This window comes from Streptomyces galbus, assembly GCF_005280195.1.
In the GTDB taxonomy this organism is placed as follows: domain Bacteria; phylum Actinomycetota; class Actinomycetes; order Streptomycetales; family Streptomycetaceae; genus Streptomyces; species Streptomyces galbus.
In genome coordinates this window covers 351,042-370,078 of record NZ_SZPR01000019.1, presented here as the reverse complement: position 1 = coordinate 370,078, position 19,037 = coordinate 351,042, and the positions used below count along the sequence as shown (strand labels likewise).

Genomic DNA, 19,037 nt, shown 5'->3' with positions numbered 1-19,037 from the left:
CGAGCACCTGAAGTGTTCAATTGCTGAACGCAAAGGCGTAGGTTCCGCTCTGGATCTGTTCACGCAACGAAGCGAGATTCCATGCAAACCCCCACGGACACCCCTGTACTCCATCTGGCGGCCGAGCTCCGACTCCCCACGAACGCACTCGACTACACGATTCTCGCCATCTACTTCGTCGTGGTCCTCGGCATCGGCTTCGCCGCCCGCAGATCGGTGAAGACCAGCCTGGACTTCTTCCTGTCCGGGCGGTCGCTGCCCGCCTGGATCACCGGCCTCGCCTTCATCTCGGCGAACCTCGCCGCCACCGAGATCCTCGGCATGGCGGCCAACAGCGCCCAGTACGGCGCCTACACGGTGCACTGGTACTGGATCGGCGCCATCCCGGCCATGGTCTTCCTCGGCCTGGTGATGATGCCCTTCTACTACGGCAGCAAGGTCCGCTCGGTCCCCGAGATGCTCCTGCTGCGCTTCGACAAGTGGGCGCACCTGCTCAGTGCGGCCCTGTTCGCCTTCGCCGCCATCCTGATCGCCGGCGTCAACCTCTACGCCCTGGCGATCGTCGTCGAGGCGCTGCTGGGCTGGCCGCAGTGGGTGGCCATCGTGGTCGCGGGCGCCTTCGTCCTCGGGTACATCACCCTCGGCGGTCTGTCCTCCGCCATCTACAACGAGGTCCTGCAGTTCTTCGTGATCCTGGCGGCCCTCATCCCGCTGGTCGTGCTGGGCCTGAAGAAGGTCGGCGGCTGGGACGGCCTGACCCACAAGCTGACCGCCACCCACGGCGAGAACTTCACCACCGCCTGGGGCGGCACCGGCATCGGCAGCGCCAACCCGCTGGGCGCCAACTGGCTCACCATCGTCCTGGGCCTCGGCTTCGTCCTGTCCTTCGGCTACTGGACGACCAACTTCGCCGAGGTGCAGCGCGCCCTGTCCGCGAAGAACCTCTCCGCGGCCCAGCGCACGCCCCTGATCGCCGCGTTCCCGAAGATCTTCATCGTGTTCCTGGTGATGATCCCGGGCCTGACCGCCGCCGCCCTCATCCCCGGCTTCGGCACCGCCGACTCCGGCTACCAGTACAACGACGCCATCCCGTACCTGATGGAGCAGTTGCTGCCCAACGGCGTGCTCGGCATCGCGGTCACCGGCCTGCTGGCCGCCTTCATGGCGGGCATGGCGGCGAACGTGTCGTCCTTCAACACGGTGTTCACCAACGACATCTGGGCCCGCTACGTCGTCCGGGGCCGCGAGGACGGCTACTACGTGCGGTTCGGCCGCCTCATCACCGTGATCGGCGTCGCCGCCTCCGTCGGCACGGCGTTCCTCGCGTCGTCGTTCTCGAACATCATGAGCTACCTGCAGACGCTGTTCTCCTTCTTCAACGTGCCGATGTTCGTCGTGTTCATCGTCGGCATGTTCTGGAAGCGCGCGTCCGCGAAGTCCGGCTTCTGGGGCCTGCTCGCGGGCACCGTCGCCGCGATGGTGAACTACTTCTGGATCTACAAGCACGGCATCGTCGACATCCCCTCCGACCAGGGCGCCAACTTCGTCTCCGCGATCGTCGGCTTCGTCGCCGGCGCCGTCGTGATGGTCGCCGTCTCGCTGTTCACCGCGCCGAAGCCGGCCGCCGAGCTCCAGGGCCTGGTCTACGGCACCCGCTCGCCCGGCATGCAGGAGCCGCCCGCCGCGGGCGACGACGCCTGGTACCGCAGGCCGGCCCTGCTGGGCTGGGGCGCGATCGTCCTCGCCGCCGCCTGCTACATCCCGTTCTCGTTCTGATCGCGGGAGGATTGAGGAACCATGTCCGAGCACCACGGGTACTCCGAGCACGACGTCCAGCGCGAGGTCACCGACCTCGAGAGCAAGTCCGCGACGGCCGCGCGCCTCTTCGACATCCGCCGCATCATCGGCGGCCTGTTCGTCCTCTACGGCGTCATCGTCATGATCGCCGGCTTCACCGTGTCCGACGCCGACCTCGACAAGGCCGAGGGCGTCAACATCAACCTCTGGACCGGGCTGGGCATGCTGCTGCTCGGCCTCTTCTTCCTGGTCTGGCTGAAGCTGCGGCCCACCGCCGCCCCCACGCCCCCGCCGCTTCCCGAGGACGGGGAAGCGGGCGAGCCGAGCCGGCCCACGCCGTAGCCGCGCCGGGTACGCAGACACGGACGGGGCCGGGGTCCACGGGCACTCCGGCCCCGTCCGTGCGGGGCGGGCCGTACGTCCGCGTCAGCCGCATCTCACAGCACCGGGCCGCCGTCGGCCGCGCCCCGCGCGCCCGCCCGGTCCAGCAGGCCGGTGCGCGCCGCGAGGGCCGCGGCCTCCAGGCGGGAGCCGACGCCCAGCTTCATCAGCACCCGCTGCACATGGGTGCGGGCCGTGGACGGCGCGATGCCCATGCCCGCCGCGATCACCCGGGTGTCCTCTCCGTCCGCGACCCGGACCAGGACCTCCACCTCGCGCGGGGTGAGCATCTGCAGCAGCCGCTGGCCCTCGTCGTCGGGCTGCGCGGCGGGGTTCAGCAGCTCGCTGAACGCCCCCTGCAAGAGCTGCGGCGCCACGGCGGCCTCCCCCGCCCGCGCCTTCATGATCGCCCGCTCGACCCCCTCGATGCGCTCGTCGTGCCGCACGTAGCCGCAGGCGCCCGCCGCGAACGCCGCCGCGATGCCCCGGGGATCGGGCACCGGTCCCAGGACCAGCACCGCCACCTGCGGCCGCTCCCGCTTGATGCGGACCACCGGGTCGAAGGTGCCCGGTGCGGCCGGGGCGGCCGTGCCCAGCAGGCACACCTCCGGCGCCCGGCTGATCACCAGCTCCGCCGCCCCCGCGGCCGGCGCGGCCGCCGCCAGCACCCGGTGCCCGCGCAGTTTCAGTGCCGAGGCCAGCGCCTCCGCGAGCAGTCGGTGGTCGTCGACCACCATGAGCCGCACTCCCATCGAGCAACCCCCCAGTCCCCCCATGGATGCCCACCACGGTGCCGGTCGGACGCGGCGCCCCCCGGCTCCCCCGTCCGTTTCATGCCCCCGGAAGCTACACGCTTGTTCGACATCGCGCTGCCCCTACCGGCGAGAACCGACCCGGATCGGAGGACTTTCCGGGCTCTTCACAAACGAGGGTGTAGTTGCGGCCTGAAGCCTCCGGTCTCGAGCAGCGATCTGGCGATGTAGTTGGTCAGGTTGCGGAACCCGAGGGCGCTGCCGCGCAGGTGCTCGAGCCTGCCGTTGATCGCCTCGGTCGGTCCGTTGCTGGTGCCGGGCCGGTCGAAGTAGGCCAGGACGTCCTCGGCGCGCTTCTTCAACGTCCGGCCGAGCTTCGTGATCTCGACCAGCACTTTCGGTACGTCGGTGCCGATGTCAGCGATCAGCTTGGCCATCAGCTCACGTCCCTGGCCGCGGTCCTCGTGCCGGTAGGCGGCGATCATCCGCTGATAGATGCCCCACATGGCTTCGACCTCGACATGGTCGTCGTCGGCGAACAGTGCACGGAGCCGGTCGGTCTGCTTCTCGGTGAGCAGGTCCGCGCCGGTGCACAGGGTCCGCCGAGCGGAGTAGAGCGGGTCGCCCTTCATCCCGCGGTGGCCGTGGATGGTTTGTTGAACCCGGCGTCGGCACACGTCGAGGGCCTCGCCGGCCAGCCGGGTGACGTGGAAAGGGTCCATCACGGTCACGACATCAGGCAGCTCCTCGACCGCTGCGGTCTTGAAGCCGGTGAACCCGTCCATCGCGACGACCTCCACGGCGTTGCGCCACGCCTGCGGTCGCTCGTTGAGCCAGGTCTTGAACGCCTGCTTGGAACGGCCCTCGACCATGTCGAGCAGCCGCGCGGGACCGGTCCCGTCACGCACCGGGGTGAGGTCGATGATCACCGTGACGTACTTGTCGCCGCGTCGCGTGTGGCGCCACACGTGCTCATCGACCCCGACGACCTTCACGCCGTCGAACCTGGTCGGGTCGTCGATCAGGAGCCGCTTGCCTTCGGCCAGGACGGCGTCGTTGGCGGTGTTCCACGCGACGCCGAGGCCTTCGGCGACCCGCGCCACGGTCAGGTGCTGGACCACGATCCCTTCCAGCGCCCACCGCAACCCGGTTCGCGACACCTTCGCTCGCGGTTCGGCCGCCCGGCTGGTGTCCTGACGCCACACGTGTCCGCAGCCGGTACACCGGTAGCGGCGGACCGTGACCAGCAGCTTCGTCGGCCGCCAACCCTGCGGGGCGTGGGCGAGTTCACGAGTGATCGAATCGCGCGGGGTGCCCTCGCACCCGCACTCGCGGCACCAGCGGTCGTCATCGACGACCCTGCAGGCGAGCACCGAGCCGTCAGGCTCGATCCGTTGGCCGGTGACGACCAGACCGAGGTCGTCGAGTCGGCAGAACTTGGTCACGTCAGGGCGGTCGAAGGTAGCGTCAGGCACGTGGAGGTCTTCTGGATGGGCGGCATAGTCACCTCCATCCTCGGGAGGCCTCGACCCCTACCCGGCCACGGATGCGCCGACCGGACTACACCCTCAACTGCGACTGCGAAAAGCCCAAATAGCCCCCGGTGCGGGGTCGGCCCGCGTGCTACGTTCGGGCCATGACTCGACCCGGTGAGATCCTCGGCAGCGTGGTCGCCGCCAGCGAGCGCGAGCAGCTCGAGACGTTCCTGGATTACCTGCGCGACGCCGTCGTGCGCAAGGCCCGCGGGGTGTCGGAGGAGGACGCCCGGCGCAGCCCGGTGCCGACCGGCACCAACCTCGGCGGCCTGATCAAACACCTGCGGTGGGTGGAACTGGGCGGGTTCGCCGAGCAGATCGGGCAGATCCCCGCCGCGGAGCTGCCCACGCCGCCGTGGACCGACGCAGACCCGGAGGCCGACCTGCGGCTGGAGCCGAACGAGAAGCTCGACGACATCATCGGCGCCTACCAGGCGGAGTGCGACCGCTCCCGCGGGATCGCCGCCCAGCACAGCCTCGACTACGCACCGCCGGGCAGGGAGCTGACGTTGCGGTGGGTGTACCTGCACGTGATCCTGGAGACCGCCCGGCACGCGGGCCACGCGGACATCCTGCGCGAGATGATCGACGGCAGCGTCGGCGACTGACGGCTCGCGGCGCGTCGACGGTCCGTGTTCCGGTCGTCGGAGGCGGCGTTACACCGATATCAACGGAGGGTGACCTCCAACACCGTGGGCCGCCACCCGAACGGCTCGTGCGCCAACCGCCGGACCACCGTGTCCCTGGCCGCGCCCTGGCATCCGCAGCGACGACACCATCTGTCGGGCTCGACAACCCGGCACCAGAGAATCGCCCGATCGAGCTCCAACCGCTGCCCGAGCACTTCGAGCCCGAGATCATAGTCGCCTCCATCCTCGGGAGACCTCGACCCCTACCCGGCCACCGACGCGCCGACCGGACTACACCCTCGACTGCGAAGAGCCACTTTCCGGCGTTCCGCGCGCACGCGGGCGCACCACGGGGCAGCCCCCGCGCCCGGCACACCACGGACACGGGCACGGCCCCGCCCCCGGAAGGAGGGGACGGGGCCGCGGCGGGAGCGGGGACGGGGGCGGCGGTGCTCAGCCCCCGGTGCCGAACCCGATCGCCAGGTACTCCTTGTCGCCGGTGCTGGAGACGTCGGCGTACACCCCGGCCATGTAGAGCCGCCCCTCGGAGTAGAGGATCTCCGAGTACTGGGGCAGGTAGTTGCTCTCCAGGTCGCGCACCGACTCGGTGCCCGGGTTCTGCATCAGCGTCGTCTGCTTGAACGTGGCGCCGTCGATGCTGACGATCTGCCCGCCCTTGTCGTACGGCGGCCGCTTGTACGCGATCACGTCGGTGCCGTCCATGCGCAGCGGCACGATCGTGTAGCCGTCGCCCGCGTCCGCGCGCTGGCCGGTCTGCTTGCCGGTGGCCAGGTCGAAGGCGACGACCTCGTTGGTGCGGCTGTAGGCGCCGGTGCCGTCGTGCTCCTCGGTCGGCACGTACAGGCGGCCCGCTCCGACCGCGAGGCCGGTGCAGGCCTCGATGCGGGTGATGCCCTCGCAGTCCGCCGCGTACTGGTCGCCCGGCGCGGAGATACGGGTGATCAGCTTGCCGGTCTTGTTGTCGACGGAGAAGAAGTCCGAGATGCCGCTGCCGTCGCCGGCGCTGTCGCCGACGTCGGCGGCCACCACCAGCGGGTCGGTGGAGACGATCGAGGCGTACTCGATGCCCGCGGTCATCTTGTACTCCGACAGCACCTTCCCGGAGACCGGGTCGATGGTCTGGACGTGCAGCTCCGGGTTGTCGTACGAGCCGCACTTGCGCAGCGCGACCAGCTTCGGGCCGCCGCCGTAGCCGGCGTCGTAGCAGCTGTCGGACGTCTTGGGCGACCACAGCACCTTGCCGGTGGCGATGTCGAAGGCCGCGCCGCCGTCGGTGCTGCCCGCGGCGACGGTGTTCGCGCTGACGGTGACGTTGTCGAAGGTGACCGGGTAGTCGCCGGAGGAGACCGTCTTGCGCCAGAGCTGCTTGCCGGCCGCGAGGTCCAGCGCCGCGACCTCGCTGCACCCGGCCGAGGAGTTCTTGGCGGGCATCTTGGGCTGGAACAGGATGGCGGTGCGGTAGTCCTTGGTCATGTGCCGGCTCGCCTCGCACACCGGGCCGGGCAGCTTGACCGTCCACAGCTTTGCGCCGGTGTTCTTGTCGTAGCCGGAGACCTCGGCGACGCCGCTCTTCACGTACGCCTTGTCGGTGAGCCAGGAGCCGTCCACGGCGACACTGTCGCCCTTGGCGACGACCGGCATCGGCACCTGGAAGAGCAGCTTGGAGGCCGGGTCGGCGGGCGCCTTCTCGGAGCCGCCGGTGGTGCCGCCGGTGCCCTTGTCGTCCTGGCCGCCGCCGGTGCCGCCGCCGGAGGTGCCGGCGGTCGCCTTGTCGTCCTTCTTCGCCTCGTTGTCGTCGGAGGACGCCTTGGAGTACCAGATGCCGCCGCCGACGATCAGCGCGATGGCGACGACCGCCGCCACGATGATCAGGAGCTGCGCGTTCACCTTCCGGCCGCCGCCGGCGGGCACGGCCTGCGGCTGGAGCGGCACGGTCGGCTGACCGGGATACCCGTACCCGGGCCGGCCGGGCTGCCCCGGGTAGCCGTAGCCGGGCTGGGCGGCGTACGGCGAGGGCTGCCCGTAGGGGCCGGGCTGCTGGGGGGCGGCGTACGGGCCCTGCGCCTGCGGGGGCGTCGGGTAGCCGTAGCCCTGGGGCGGCTGCGCGGGCGGGGCCTGCTGCGGGTAGCCGTAGCCGGGCGGCGCCGGGGGCGGGCCCGCGGGCGGGGCCTGCGGGGGCTGGGCCTGCGGGGCCGTGGGCGCCGGTGAGCCCGGTGCGGGGGGCTGCTGGGGGGCCTGCGGTGCCTGCGGTGCCTGCGGTGCCTGCGGGTAGCCGTAGCCCGGCTGCGGGGCCTTGGACAGGCTCGGCGGGGTCTGCGGGGCCGCCGGTGGCGCGGGCGGGGTCTGCGGGGCGCCGAAGCCGGGCGGCTGCTGTGCGGGGGTCTCCTTGGACCCGCCCGGCTGGTCCTGCGGCTGGTCCTCGGGGGTGCCGGGGCCTGGTCCCTGCGGGGGCTGCTGGGGCGGCGGGGGCGGCGGCGTGGTCATGGTGTGGGTACCTCGTCGGGAGGGAGCTCGGGGGACGGACCGTGGGGAGGTGTCACTTGCCGTAGGCGAGCATCAGCTTCTCCTTCGCGTCGTCCGCCCCGTTCAGCCGGGTGCTGGAGAGGTAGAACCGCCCGTCCACCCAGGCGAGGTCGCGGGCGTAGAAGCTGCTTTCGAGAGCGGTCGTGCTCGCCGGGAGCTGGAGCAGCTTCGCCGGGGTGTGCGCGGTTCCCGCGGTGGGGATCGACACCACCTGGCCGGCCGCGTCGTACGACGGCTCGACGTAGGCCACGAGGGCGCCGCCGTCGAGGCGGACCGGGAGCATCGTCTCGTCCGCGGGCGACTTCACGCGCCACTTCGGCTTGCCGGAGGAGAGGTCGATCGCGACGATCTCGTTGGGGCCGCTCTTGGCGTCGGTCGGCAGGTAGAGGGTGTTCGCGTCGGCCACCACGCCCTGGCAGCCCGTCAGGTCGCGCTGGAGGATCGCCGACTGGCACTCGGGGGCGAAGTTCCCGTCGAAGGCGACCTGGGAGCGGGCGGTGCCGTCGGCCTTGAACGTCGAGATGTTCCAGGCGTTCTTGTCCTCGTTGGTGCTGTAGACGACCAGCGGGTCCAACGAGAAGGTCCGCGCGACCCGCCAGCCCTTGGCGAACTGCCGGGTCCACCTGGCCTTGCCGGTCGCGGGGTCCAGCTCCTGGACCTCCTCGTGCTCCTTCGCGCCGGTCGCGTCGCAGGACGCCACGGACACCAGCCGGGCGCCGCTGCCCGCGAACGCGGTCGGGAAGCAGGAGTCGCCGTAACTCTTCTTGTCCCACAGCTTCTTGCCGGTGCGCACGTCGTAGGCCGTGCCGGACTGGGAGCGGCCCACCACCAGCGTGTTGCCGGCGAGGGACAGCTCGATGTCGAGCGCGCTGTCGAACAGGGCGCCGTCGGCGACGACGGCCGTCCAGCCCTTGGCGCCGGTGTTCAGGTCGAGCTGCTGGAGCTGGTTGCACTTGGCGCGGTCGCTGGTGCCGCTCATGTACGCCACGACGACCTTGTCGTCGGCCGTCTTCTGCCGGGTGACGGCGCAGACCTTCTGCGGGAGCGTGACGGTGGTCCACGCGGGCGTGCCGTCGGCGACCTTGTAGCCGACGACCTCCGTGTACGCCGCCTTCACGGCCGTGGTGCCGGTGATCCACATGCCGGGGGCCTCGGCGCCGGAGGCGGGCGCGTCGGGGGCCTCCTTGTACCAGAGGACCTTGGCCTCGCCGGCCTTGCGGCCCGCGTTGAAGTCCTGTTGGCCGGTGCCGCCGTCGCCGCTGCCGTCGCCGGGGTCGACCGGGCTTTCGGAGGCGGACGGCTTGTCGTCGTCGCTGTGCGCGGCGACCGGCTTCTCGTCCTTGTCGTCGCCGCCGCGCGTCACCGCGAACACCGTGCCGCCGACGACCAGCAGGGCGGCCACGGCGGCGGCGACGGCGACCGCGGGCCGGCCCTTGAACGGGTTGTGCGAGCCGGACGGCGGGGTGCCGGGGGCTCCGGGCGCGCCGGGGAACTGCGGCGGCTGCGGGTAGCCGTACCCGGGCTGCTGGCCGTACGGCCCCGGCTGCGGGGCGGGTGCGTAGGGCCCGGGCTGGGGCGCCCCGTAGGGGCCCGGCTGCTGGGGCGGTCCGTACGGTCCCGGCTGCTGGGGCGCGCCGTACGGTCCCGGGGCCTGCTGCGGGTAGCCGTAGCCGGGCTGCGGCGGCGCGGGTGCCTGCGGCGGCTGGGCGGGCGGCTGGTGCGCGGGCGGTCCGAACCCACCCTGCTGCGACGGCTGATCGGGCGGCTGAGCCATCAGCGTCTTCCCCCTCGTTCACTGATTTTCGGCCACGCCCTGAGGTTCGCTCGGGACCCGGAGTCGTACTCAGACAGTTCTCGGACGGCTCTTTCTATCACCCGGCACCGACGGTCGACCGGCGCCCGCCCGCCGCTGTTCCCAAGGGAGAACCCGCCTGTGATGCCCTCGTTACGCGCCTCCACGCGCCCTTCACACGGCGCGTGCGCCGCCGGCGCGCGCCGGGGCGGACCACCCGCGCCCGGCGCGTGGTCGCGGGCCCGCCGAACCCTCAGGCGTCCTCGGCCAGTTCCAGCCAGCGCGTCTCCAGCTCCTCGCGCTCACCGGTCAACTCGCGCAGTTCGGCGTCCAGCCGGGCGACCTTCTCGAAGTCCGTGGCGTTGTCGGCGATCTGCGCGTGCAGCTTGGACTCGCGCTCGGAGAGCTTGTCCAACTGCCGCTCGATGCGCTGCAGTTCCTTCTTCGCGGCGCGCTGGTCGGCGGCGCTGCGCTCGGTGCGCTCGGCGGCCGGCGCGGCCGCCGCGGGGGCCGCCGCCACGGCGGCCTCCTCCATGCGCCGGCGGCGCTCCAGGTACTCGTCGATGCCGCGCGGCAGCATCCGCAGGGCGCCGTCGCCGAGGAGGGCGAAGACCCGGTCGGTGGTGCGCTCGACGAAGAACCGGTCGTGGGAGATCACGATCATCGAGCCGGGCCAGCCGTCGAGGACGTCCTCGAGCTGGGTCAGGGTCTCGATGTCCAGGTCGTTGGTGGGCTCGTCGAGGAAGAGGACGTTGGGCTCGTCCATGAGCAGCCGCAGGAGCTGGAGCCGGCGCCGCTCACCGCCGGAGAGGTCCCCCACCGGCGTCCACTGCTTCTCCTTGCCGAAGCCGAACGTCTCACAGAGCTGCCCGGCGGTCATCTCCCGGCCCTTGCCGAGGTCGACCCGCTCGCGGACGCGCTGCACGGCCTCCAGGACCCGCCAGGTGGGGTCGAGTTCGGCGACCTCCTGGGAGAGGTAGGCGAGCTTGACCGTGCGGCCCACGGCGATCCGCCCGCCGGCCGGCTGGGTCTCGCCCTGGGTGCGCGCCGCCTCGGTCATGGCCCGCAGCAGGGAGGTCTTGCCGGCGCCGTTGACGCCGACCAGGCCGATGCGGTCGCCGGGGCCGAGCTGCCAGGTGACGTGCTTGAGCAGCACCTTGGGCCCGGCCTGGACCGTGACGTCCTCCAGGTCGAACACGGTCCTGCCCAGCCGCGAGGACGCGAACTTCATCAGCTCGCTGGTGTCGCGCGGCGGCGGCACGTCCGCGATGAGCTCGTTGGCCGCCTCGATCCGGAAGCGCGGCTTGGAGGTCCGCGCGGGCGCCCCGCGACGCAGCCAGGCCAGCTCCTTGCGGACCAGGTTCTGCCGCTTGGCCTCCTCGGTCGCGGCGATGCGCTCGCGCTCGGCGCGGGCGAAGACGTAGTCGGAGTAGCCGCCCTCGTACTCGTGCACCTCGCCGCGCTGCACGTCCCACATGCGCGTGCAGACCTGGTCGAGGAACCAGCGGTCGTGCGTGACGCAGACCAGGGCCGAGCGGCGGGCCTGCAGGTGCTGGGCCAGCCAGGCGATGCCCTCGACGTCGAGGTGGTTGGTCGGCTCGTCCAGGACGATCAGGTCCTGCTCCTCGATGAGCAGCTTGGCCAGCGCGATGCGGCGCCGCTCGCCACCGGACAGCGGGCCGATCACGGTGTCCAGGCCCTGCGGGAAGCCGGGCAGGTCGAGCCCGCCGAACAGGCCGGTGAGCACGTCGCGGACCTTGGCGTTGCCGGCCCACTCGTGGTCGGCCATGTCGCCGATGACCTCATGGCGGACGGTGGCCTCGGGGTCGAGGGAGTCGTGCTGGGTGAGCACGCCCAGGCGCAGCCCGCCGGAGTGGGTGACCCGGCCCGAGTCGGCCTCCTCCAGCTTGGCGAGCATCCGGATCAGGGTGGTCTTGCCGTCGCCGTTGCGGCCGACGACGCCGATCCGGTCCCCTTCGGACACGCCGAGCGAGATGCCGTCGAGGAGCGCACGGGTGCCGTACACCTTGCTGACGTTCTCGACATTGACCAGGTTGACGGCCATTTCTCTCCTGCCCGGGGGGATCGCTCGACCCTCCAGGGTAGTCGGGCGGCGGGGGGCTCCCGTCACGTCGGGCGGGCCGGGGGCGGACGCCTCACCCGGCGCCGGCCGCCCGGCGCCGCCGCTCCTGGTACCGCCACACGTCGAACAGCACCTCGTCGCCGCTCAGGTCCTCGCCGACGGGCCCGATCCGCTGCTTCGCCGCCACGCAGCGCGGGTCGTCGCGCAGGGCCAGGCCGGAGACGGCGTGGGCCCGGATCCGCTGCCGCGGGTCGTGGGTGAGGGCGAGCAGCGCGTCCCCGGCCTCGGGTTCGGGGCCCCGGTAGTGGCGCAGCCAGTGGCACAGCCACGTACGGACGTCCGGGTCGGGGTCGTCGACCAGGGTGAGGACGACGGCCAGGCTCCCGCGACGGACCACGGACCGGCCGTCCCCGGAGACCTGCAGGCAGCTCGGGACGAGCGACCGCACCCGCGGGTCGGGGTGCGTGACGTACGACAGGCCGAGGGCCTCGATCTCCGCGCCATCGGCGTGGGTGAGCGCGTGCAGGAGGACCGCGAGCACCTCCGGGTCCTCCTCCTGCTGCGCCCACGGCAGCAGCTGGTCCGCCCGGTCCGAGAAGGGGTCACGGCCTGTCAGGAAGTCCCCGAGCACCATCCCCAGCAGCACGTCGGCGCCGAGGAGGCGGTGGTGCCGGTCGGGGTGGTTGAGCAGGTCCGTGGACCACTGCCAGGTCTCCTCGTCGAGCCGGTGGGCGAGCGTGAGCACCACCTTGAACCAGACGATGTGGTCGCGGTCGGGGTGGGCGAGGGCACGCTCCACCAGTGTGTCGAAGGGCGTACGCCGGCCGTAGCGGGCCTCCAGTTCGGTGATGACCGCCGCGTGCGCGTCGTGCAGGGTCAGCCCGCCGAGCGACACCGCGTCCCACCACCAGCCGATCTCCGGGTCCTCCACCCGGGTCCGGGTGACGGGTCCGGTGAGACCGGTCAGCCGGCGCAGCCCCGCCTCGGCGCCCGTGTCCGCCCAGTGACCAGCGTGCGCCAGCAGCTCCTCCCGGTCCGGGAACGGCAGGGGGACGCGGCCGAGGGCCAGGGTGTCGGTCAGCCGCCACGACCCGGCCGCCACCGCCCGCAGCAGCGGGGTGGTCCCGTCGGGCAGGCGGCGCAGCGGATCGGCCCCGGCCTCCAGCAGCGCCTCGACGACCGCTTCGTCGTGCGCCGCCACGGCCAGGCACAGCACCGGCACCCCCTCGACGTCGTCGTGGGCGTCCGGGTCGACGCCCCGCGCGAGCAGCGCCCGCACCTCAGCAACATCCCCCCGCCGCACAGCACCGGCCAACGCCCGCTGTCCCACGCGCACCCCTTCCCCCGGCGAACGCCGACGAGCGTAGGCGCCCACGGCAGGACGGGGCACGTGGTTATCGGCCCCCACCGCCTCTACCCCAGGGGCGCGGGGAACTGCGCGACCAGCCACAACGGCGCCGCACCCACCCGACGGGCAGGACGCGGAGCGCCGCCGCTCAGCCGGACGCCGCCGGCTGCAGAACCGTCGCTCCCGCCACCGGCCCCACCGCCGTGCGGACCGTCCGGCACGTGCCGGACGCCCGCAGGGCCTCCGCCACCGCCTCCGCCGACGCGAGGTCACCCGTGAGGAAGGCGGTGGTCGGGCCGGAGCCCGAGACCAGCGCGGCCAGGGCACCGGCCGCGCGCCCCGCGGCCAGCGTGTCGGCCAGTTCGGGGAAGAGGGACAGCGTGGCCGGCTGGAGGTCGTTGGAGACGGCGGCGGCGAGCGCGTCGGCGTCGCCCGCGGCGAGCGCGTCGAGCAGCGGCCGGGACGCGACGGGCTCCGGGACGGCGCGCCCCTCGGCGAGCCGGTCGAACTCGCGGAACACGGCCGGCGTGGACAGCCCGCGCGCGGCCATCGCGAACACCCAGTGGAACGTGCCGCCGGCCTCCAGCGGGGTCAGCCGCTCGCCGCGCCCGGTGCCCAGCGCGGCCCCGCCGACCAGGCTGAACGGCACGTCGCTGCCCAGCTCGGCGCAGATCTCCAGCAGCTCCGCGCGGGAGGCGCCCGTGCCCCACAGGGCGTCGCAGGCGAGCAGCGCGCCCGCGCCGTCCGCGCTGCCGCCCGCCATGCCGCCGGCCACGGGGATGTCCTTGGCGATGTGGACGTGCACGTCGGGGCTGCGGCCGTACCGCTCGGCCAGGGCGACCGCCGCGCGCGCGGCGAGGTTGGTGCGATCCAGCGGGACCTGGCCGACGTCGGGCCCGGTGCAGGTGACCCGGAGCTCGTCGGCCGGGGTGACCGTGACCTCGTCGTACAGGCCGACCGCGAGGAACACGTTCGCCAGGTCGTGGAAGCCGTCCGGGCGGGCGGCGCCGACGGCGAGCTGGACGTTGACCTTCGCGGGCACGCGTACGGTGACGCTCACGCGCTCTCCTCGTGCTGGGCGGTGCGGTGCTCGGCGATGCGGGCGAACTCCTCGACGGTGAGGGCCTCGCCGCGCGCCTGCGGGGACACCCCGGCGGCGACGAGGGCGGCCTCGGCGGCGGCCGCGGAGCCGGCCCACCCGGCGAGGGCGGCGCGCAGCGTCTTGCGCCGCTGGGCGAACGCGGCGTCGACGACCGCGAACACCTCCTTCTTGGAGGCGGAGGTCTTGACCGGCTCCCGGCGGCGGACCAGGGACACCAGGCCGCTGTCGACGTTGGGCGCGGGCCAGAAGACGGTGCGGCCGATGGCGCCGGCGCGCTTGACGTCCGCATACCAGTTGGCCTTCACCGAGGGCACGCCGTACACCTTCGAGCCGGGCGCGGCGGCGAGCCGGTCGGCCACCTCGGACTGCACCATCACGAGGGTGCGCTCGATGCCCGGGAAGGTGTCGAGCATGTGCAGCAGCACCGGCACGGCCACGTTGTACGGCAGGTTGGCGACCAGGGCCGTCGGGGCGGGGCCGGGCAGCTCGGTGACGTGCAGCGCGTCGGAGTGCACCAGCGCGAAGCGGTCGGCCCGCTCCGGCATGCGCGCGGCGACCGTCGCGGGCAGCGCGGCGGCCAGCACGTCGTCGATCTCGACGGCGGTGACCCGGTCGGCGACCTCCAGCAGGGCGAGCGTGAGGGAGCCGAGCCCCGGCCCGACCTCGACGACCACGTCGTCGGGCCGGACGTCGGCGGTGCGGACGATACGGCGGACGGTGTTCGCGTCGATCACGAAGTTCTGGCCGCGCTGCTTGGTGGGACGCACACCGAGGGCCGCCGCCAGTTCACGGACGTCGGCGGGGCCCAGGAGGGCGTCGGGGGTGGGGCTGCTGCTCACGGGACAAGACTACGGGGGCCCGCCGACAGCCCCGGACCACCTCGCGGCCCGGCCCCGGGGCGTCCGCTCAGCCGTGCAGCCGGGCCCCGCAGTGCGGCCAGGGGCTCGCACCGCGCCGTGTGTACAGCTTCTTCGCGCGGTAGGTCTGTTCCGCCGCGGGCGCGTCCTGCGGCCGTCCGCTGCCGCCGAGGCTGTGCCACGTGCGCGTGTCGAACTGGTACAGGCCGCCGTAGGTGCCGGACGGGTCGACCGCGTCGGGCCGGCCGCCGGACTCGCAGGCGGCGAGGCCCTGCCAGTCGAGCCCGTCGGCGCCGTGCCCGGAGGCCGGCAGCGGCCGGGTGCCCACCTTCACCACCTGCGCGCGGGGCGCCCGCACCACTTCGGCGCGCACCCGGCGGGGCTTGAGCCGCACGCCGTTGACGGTGCGCAGGGAGTAGGTGACCCGCCGCAGTCCGGGCTGCCCGGTCTGCTCGACGACCTCGGTGCCCTTGAACTGCGTGGGGTCGGCGACGCGCCGGACGACGAACGGGACGGGCTCCTCGCGGACCTCCCTGCCCCCGGTGATGCGCAGCACGGTCACGGTCTGCCCGTCGCGCGGGAAGCTGTCCGGCGGCACCGAGGTGGTGTCCTGGCCGCGCAGGGTGATGCCGGCCTCCTCGACGGCCTCGCGCACGGTGGCCGCGTTGGTCCGCACGGTGCGGGCCCGGCCGTCCGCCATGACTGTCACCGAGCGCTCGGTGCGCACGTCCAGCGCGAGCCCCTCGCGCCCGATGCGCCGGGAGCGCGCGGCGGACAGGTACGCGCCCTCGGCGCGCACGCCGAGCTGTCTGAGCGCCCCCTCGACGGTGCGCTCGGTCGTCCACACCTCGTGGCGCTCGCCGTCCAGGGTCAGCCGCAGGGGGCGGCCGTAGCGCACCTCGATCTCCTCGCCGTCGCCCAGGCCGGTGCCGGGGCCGGGCACGACCACGTCGTGCGCGCCCACCTCCACGCCCTCCTCGGCGAGCAGTTCGGTCACGTCGTCGGCGAAGGTGTGCAGGGTGCGCGGGGTGCCGTCGACGGTCAGCTCGACGGCCTTGTCCTCGGCGACGAACGCGGTGGTGCCGCCGGCCAGGAAGGCGACGACCAGCGCCTGCGGCAGCAGCCGGCGCACCGGCGAGTCGGGGCGCTCGGCGTACCGCGCCCTGCGCCGCCGCCCGGCCCGGTGCCCCGCCCCGGCGCGCGGCGCGGCCGGGACGTCGACGAGGGTGGCGGTCGGCAGGTCTGCGAGGACGGCCGGCGGCGGCGCGACGAGGGTCGCGGTTCCCGTCTGCCGGGGCAGCACGGGCTCGTGCGCCTCGGGGGGACACCCGTCCGCGTAGGGGTGGGGGTACGGCAGGTCGTAGGGGTGCGCGTACGGGTTGACGTACGGGTTGACGTGAGCGTCGACGTACGGCTGGGCGTACGGGTACGGGTCGCCGCCGTACGCCTCGGGCGGCCCGTACACCCCCTGCGGGACGGTCTCGGCGGTGTGCAGGCCGGGGTACTGCGGGTGGTGCGCGTTGCGCGCGTACTGCGGGTCGCTCACGCCGACACGCTCCAGGGGGCCGTGGGTCCAGCGGGGTCGGGATCGGGCCACCAGAACCTAGCGGCTCACCCGTCACTCACCAAAGCGACGCGACCACGTACCGTAGCGGGCGGCCGACGAGCGCGCCCCCGGCCGTTATCGGCCGGTGACGAACGGCATACGGTCAGTAGCCGAAGGCGCGCGCGGTGTTCGCGCCCAGCGCCGTCGCCAGGGCGTCCTCGTCGATGCCCCGGACGGCGGCCATGGCGCGCACCGTGACCGGAATGAGATACGGCGCGTTGGGCCGTCCGCGGTACGGCGCCGGGGTCAGGAAGGGCGCGTCGGTCTCCACCAGCAGCAGCTCCAGCGGGGCGACGGCCACGGCGTCGCGCAGGTTCTGGGCGTTCTTGAAGGTGACGTTGCCGGCGAAGGAGAGGAAGTATCCGGCCCGGGCACAGATCTCGGCCATCTCGGCGTCACCGGAGTAGCAGTGGAAGACGGTCCGCTCGGGGGCGCCCTCCTCCTTCAGCACGCGCAGCACGTCCGCGTGGGCGTCGCGGTCGTGGATGACGAGGGCCTTGCCGTGCCGCTTGGCCATCTCGATGTGGGCGCGGAACGACGCCTCCTGCGCCTCCTTGCCGTCCTCGCCGGTGCGGAAGTGGTCCAGGCCGGTCTCGCCGACGGCCTTCACGTGCGGCAGCGCGGCCAGCCGGTCGATCTCGGCGAGCGCCTCGTCGAGGGCCGCCGTGCCGCCCGGCTCGCGCGCGCCCTGCCGTGACCACCCGTCGGGGTCGCCGTGGACGATGCGCGGGGCCTCGTTGGGGTGCAGGGCGACGGCCGCGTGGACGGTGTCGTACGCGGCCGCCGTCTCGGCCGCCCAGCGTGAGCCGCGGACGTCGCAGCCCACCTGGACCACCGTGGTCACGCCGACCGACGCGGCCTTCGCCAGGCCCTCCTCGACGGTGCCGGACTGCATGTCGAGGTGGGTGTGGGAGTCGGCCACCGGCACCCGCAGGGGCTGCGGGAGCGGCGGTGCGGTGTTCTTGTCGGCCCGGTCGGCGTTCGAAGGCATGCTCCGATCCTACGGAAGGCGGCCCGGCCGCCCGGGCCGTCCGGGGCTGTCCCGGACCGCTAGCTGGCCCGGCGCTGGAAGGGGTGCAGCAGGTCGGACAGGTGCCAGTGGTGCTGCCCGTCCGGCCCCCCGGCGGACGGCCCGGGCACCTCGACCGGTCCGGCCGGGGACACCTGCTGCGGACGGTGCGCCGCGTCGCGCACCGACGAGACCTGGCCGGCCCGCATGATGCGCACGACGGTGCCGTCGCAGTTGACGCAGGCCGGGCGGCTCAGCGGGGACGGCACGACGCGGCCGTCGGCCACGTACCGCACGAACTCGTGGCCGTCGCCGTCCCGGTGGTGCTCTATCTCGTACGACTGCTCCCAGCCGTGCCCGCAGCGCATGCAGGCGAAGGAGTACGACTCGTTGACGACGGCGGTGGCACCGGCGCGCAGGCCGGTCTGCCCTGTGGTCTCACTCATGCCAGCTCCTGGTGGGTGCGTCCCTGGGGTCCAGTGGACTGCTCCGCCGACGCGAGCGCAGCCGACCTGTCCACTGTTGGACCCGTTTTGGGCGTTCCTTGTCGAAACGGGTCCCACGACAGGCCCGGCTTTGCCTGGGGCGGCCGGGCTTTTGCCCTGCCATGGGGCGTGCGCTCAGGAGAGATGCGCCCTGCTCAGAGGGCATGTGCGCCGTCCTCAGGCCGGCTGCGCCCCGCCGTGCTTGGCCGCCACCACCGCGTCGAACACCTCGCGCTTGGGCAGTCCCGCCTCCGCCGCCACCGCCGCGATCGCCTCCTTGCGGCGCTCGCCGGCCTCCTCGCGCACCCGCACGCGCCGCACCAGCTCCTCGGGGCCGATCTCCTCCGGGCCGCGCTCGGGGGCCCCGCTCACCACCACGGTGATCTCGCCGCGCACCCCCTCGGCCGCCCACCGCGCGAGCTCGTCCAGCGGGCCGCGCCGCACCTCCTCGTACGTCTTGGTCAGCTCCCGGCACACCGCCGCGCGCCGCTCGCCGCCGAACACCTCGGCCATCGCGGCGAGCGTGTCGTCGAGCCGGTGGGGGGCCTCGAAGTAGACGAGGGTGCGCCGCTCCTCGGCGACCTCCCGCAGCCGCGACAGCCGCTCCCCGGCCTTGCGCGGCAGGAAGCCCTCGAAGCAGAACCGGTCCACGGGCAGCCCGGACAGCGCGAGCGCGGTCAGCACCGCCGACGGCCCCGGCACCGCCGTGACCCGGACGTCCTTCTCGACGGCCGCGGCGACCAGCCGGTACCCGGGGTCGGACACCGACGGCATCCCCGCGTCGGTGACGAGCAGCACGCGCGCGCCGCCGAGCAGCTCGTCGACCAGCTCGGGCGTACGGGCCGCCTCGTTGCCCTCGAAGTAGGACACGACGCGGCCCCGGGGGGTCACGCCCAGCGCCTGGGTGAGCCGGCGCAGCCGGCGGGTGTCCTCGGCGGCGACGATGTCCGCGTCGGCGAGTTCCGCCGCGAGGCGGGGCGGGGCGTCCGCGACGTCCCCGATGGGGGTGCCGGCGAGGACGAGGGTTCCGGGCGCGCTGTCGGGCGTAACTGTCACGTTTCCATCCTCGCAGGGGCGAGGCACGGGACTCACACAGGCGGGTTCCCTACGATGGCGC

General features: G+C 73.3%; 15 protein-coding genes and 1 pseudogene. 3 read left to right on the top strand and 13 right to left on the bottom strand.

Going from position 1 to position 19,037, the window contains the following annotated elements; translation table 11 throughout:
• The first annotated feature begins 81 nt into the window (after positions 1-81).
• Both E4U92_RS24965 and E4U92_RS24960 read left to right on the top strand, forming a co-directional pair.
• Positions 82-1,776: a sodium:solute symporter family protein gene (locus E4U92_RS24965; RefSeq protein ID WP_137302686.1), complete on the top strand. Its 1,695-nt coding sequence runs from the start codon at positions 82-84 to the stop codon at positions 1,774-1,776.
• 21 nt (positions 1,777-1,797) lie between these two features.
• Positions 1,798-2,139 carry a hypothetical protein gene (locus tag E4U92_RS24960; protein WP_137302685.1) on the top strand — a complete coding sequence of 114 codons (342 nt, stop codon included), beginning with the start codon at positions 1,798-1,800 and terminating at the stop codon, positions 2,137-2,139.
• A gap of 95 nt (positions 2,140-2,234) precedes the next feature.
• On the opposite strand, the gene E4U92_RS24955 is transcribed toward E4U92_RS24960, so the two are convergent.
• Both E4U92_RS24955 and E4U92_RS24950 read right to left on the bottom strand, forming a co-directional pair.
• The gene (locus E4U92_RS24955; protein ID WP_067234003.1) at positions 2,235-2,930 is read right to left on the bottom strand and encodes a helix-turn-helix transcriptional regulator; all 696 of its coding nucleotides are present in this window, start codon (positions 2,928-2,930) and stop codon (positions 2,235-2,237) included.
• 167 nt (positions 2,931-3,097) lie between these two features.
• A complete protein-coding gene (locus tag E4U92_RS24950; protein WP_137302684.1) occupies positions 3,098-4,405 on the bottom strand; it encodes an ISL3 family transposase in 1,308 nt (435 codons plus the stop codon).
• Positions 4,406-4,566: 161 nt separating this feature from the next.
• Between E4U92_RS24950 and E4U92_RS24945 the strand changes: the two genes are divergently transcribed.
• Positions 4,567-5,073 (top strand): DinB family protein, encoded by a 507-nt coding sequence (locus E4U92_RS24945; protein ID WP_137302683.1) that lies wholly within the window; start codon positions 4,567-4,569, stop codon positions 5,071-5,073.
• Positions 5,074-5,135: 62 nt separating this feature from the next.
• On the opposite strand, the pseudogene E4U92_RS24940 reads toward E4U92_RS24945, so the two are convergent.
• The 11 genes and pseudogenes from E4U92_RS24940 to rsmI form a co-directional block, all read right to left on the bottom strand.
• A pseudogene (locus E4U92_RS24940) lies at positions 5,136-5,324 on the bottom strand (ISL3 family transposase); the annotation flags it as partial.
• 223 nt (positions 5,325-5,547) lie between these two features.
• Entirely contained in the window at positions 5,548-7,599 is a 2,052-nt protein-coding gene (locus E4U92_RS24935) for an outer membrane protein assembly factor BamB family protein (protein ID WP_137302682.1), read from the bottom strand.
• Positions 7,600-7,651: 52 nt separating this feature from the next.
• Complete coding sequence (locus E4U92_RS24930) at positions 7,652-9,412, bottom strand: outer membrane protein assembly factor BamB family protein (RefSeq protein ID WP_137302681.1); 1,761 nt, start codon at positions 9,410-9,412, stop codon at positions 7,652-7,654.
• A 271-nt stretch (positions 9,413-9,683) separates the two neighbouring features.
• Positions 9,684-11,495 carry an ABC-F family ATP-binding cassette domain-containing protein gene (locus E4U92_RS24925; protein WP_137302680.1) on the bottom strand — a complete coding sequence of 604 codons (1,812 nt, stop codon included), beginning with the start codon at positions 11,493-11,495 and terminating at the stop codon, positions 9,684-9,686.
• Between the two features lie 91 nt (positions 11,496-11,586).
• Entirely contained in the window at positions 11,587-12,792 is a 1,206-nt protein-coding gene (locus E4U92_RS24920; RefSeq protein WP_229862529.1) for a hypothetical protein, read from the bottom strand.
• Positions 12,793-13,009: 217 nt separating this feature from the next.
• A complete protein-coding gene (locus E4U92_RS24915; RefSeq protein ID WP_137302679.1) occupies positions 13,010-13,921 on the bottom strand; it encodes a 4-(cytidine 5'-diphospho)-2-C-methyl-D-erythritol kinase in 912 nt (303 codons plus the stop codon).
• Entirely contained in the window at positions 13,918-14,802 is an 885-nt protein-coding gene (rsmA, locus tag E4U92_RS24910; RefSeq protein WP_137302678.1) for a 16S rRNA (adenine(1518)-N(6)/adenine(1519)-N(6))-dimethyltransferase RsmA, read from the bottom strand. Before rsmA ends, E4U92_RS24915 begins: the two co-directional genes overlap by 4 nt.
• Before the next feature lie 67 nt (positions 14,803-14,869).
• Complete coding sequence (locus tag E4U92_RS24905) at positions 14,870-16,366, bottom strand: resuscitation-promoting factor (RefSeq protein WP_277754761.1); 1,497 nt, start codon at positions 16,364-16,366, stop codon at positions 14,870-14,872.
• Between the two features lie 163 nt (positions 16,367-16,529).
• Positions 16,530-17,417, bottom strand: coding sequence for a TatD family hydrolase (locus E4U92_RS24900; protein WP_137302677.1), 888 nt, complete (start codon positions 17,415-17,417; stop codon positions 16,530-16,532).
• A gap of 59 nt (positions 17,418-17,476) precedes the next feature.
• Positions 17,477-17,881, bottom strand: coding sequence for a hypothetical protein (locus E4U92_RS24895; RefSeq protein WP_137302676.1), 405 nt, complete (start codon positions 17,879-17,881; stop codon positions 17,477-17,479).
• 216 nt (positions 17,882-18,097) lie between these two features.
• Positions 18,098-18,976, bottom strand: coding sequence for a 16S rRNA (cytidine(1402)-2'-O)-methyltransferase (gene rsmI / locus E4U92_RS24890; RefSeq protein ID WP_137302675.1), 879 nt, complete (start codon positions 18,974-18,976; stop codon positions 18,098-18,100).
• Positions 18,977-19,037: the final 61 nt, after the last annotated feature.

Coding starts and splice junctions, on each gene's coding strand:
- E4U92_RS24945 (WP_137302683.1), top strand. CDS start 4,567: ATGACTCGACCCGGTGAGATCCTCGGCAGCGTGGTCGCCGCCAGCGAG.
- E4U92_RS24965 (WP_137302686.1), top strand. CDS start 82: ATGCAAACCCCCACGGACACCCCTGTACTCCATCTGGCGGCCGAGCTC.
- E4U92_RS24895 (WP_137302676.1), bottom strand. CDS start 17,881: ATGAGTGAGACCACAGGGCAGACCGGCCTGCGCGCCGGTGCCACCGCC.
- E4U92_RS24960 (WP_137302685.1), top strand. CDS start 1,798: ATGTCCGAGCACCACGGGTACTCCGAGCACGACGTCCAGCGCGAGGTC.
- E4U92_RS24935 (WP_137302682.1), bottom strand. CDS start 7,599: ATGACCACGCCGCCGCCCCCGCCGCCCCAGCAGCCCCCGCAGGGACCA.
- E4U92_RS24930 (WP_137302681.1), bottom strand. CDS start 9,412: ATGGCTCAGCCGCCCGATCAGCCGTCGCAGCAGGGTGGGTTCGGACCG.
- E4U92_RS24925 (WP_137302680.1), bottom strand. CDS start 11,495: ATGGCCGTCAACCTGGTCAATGTCGAGAACGTCAGCAAGGTGTACGGC.
- E4U92_RS24900 (WP_137302677.1), bottom strand. CDS start 17,417: ATGCCTTCGAACGCCGACCGGGCCGACAAGAACACCGCACCGCCGCTC.
- E4U92_RS24955 (WP_067234003.1), bottom strand. CDS start 2,930: ATGGGAGTGCGGCTCATGGTGGTCGACGACCACCGACTGCTCGCGGAG.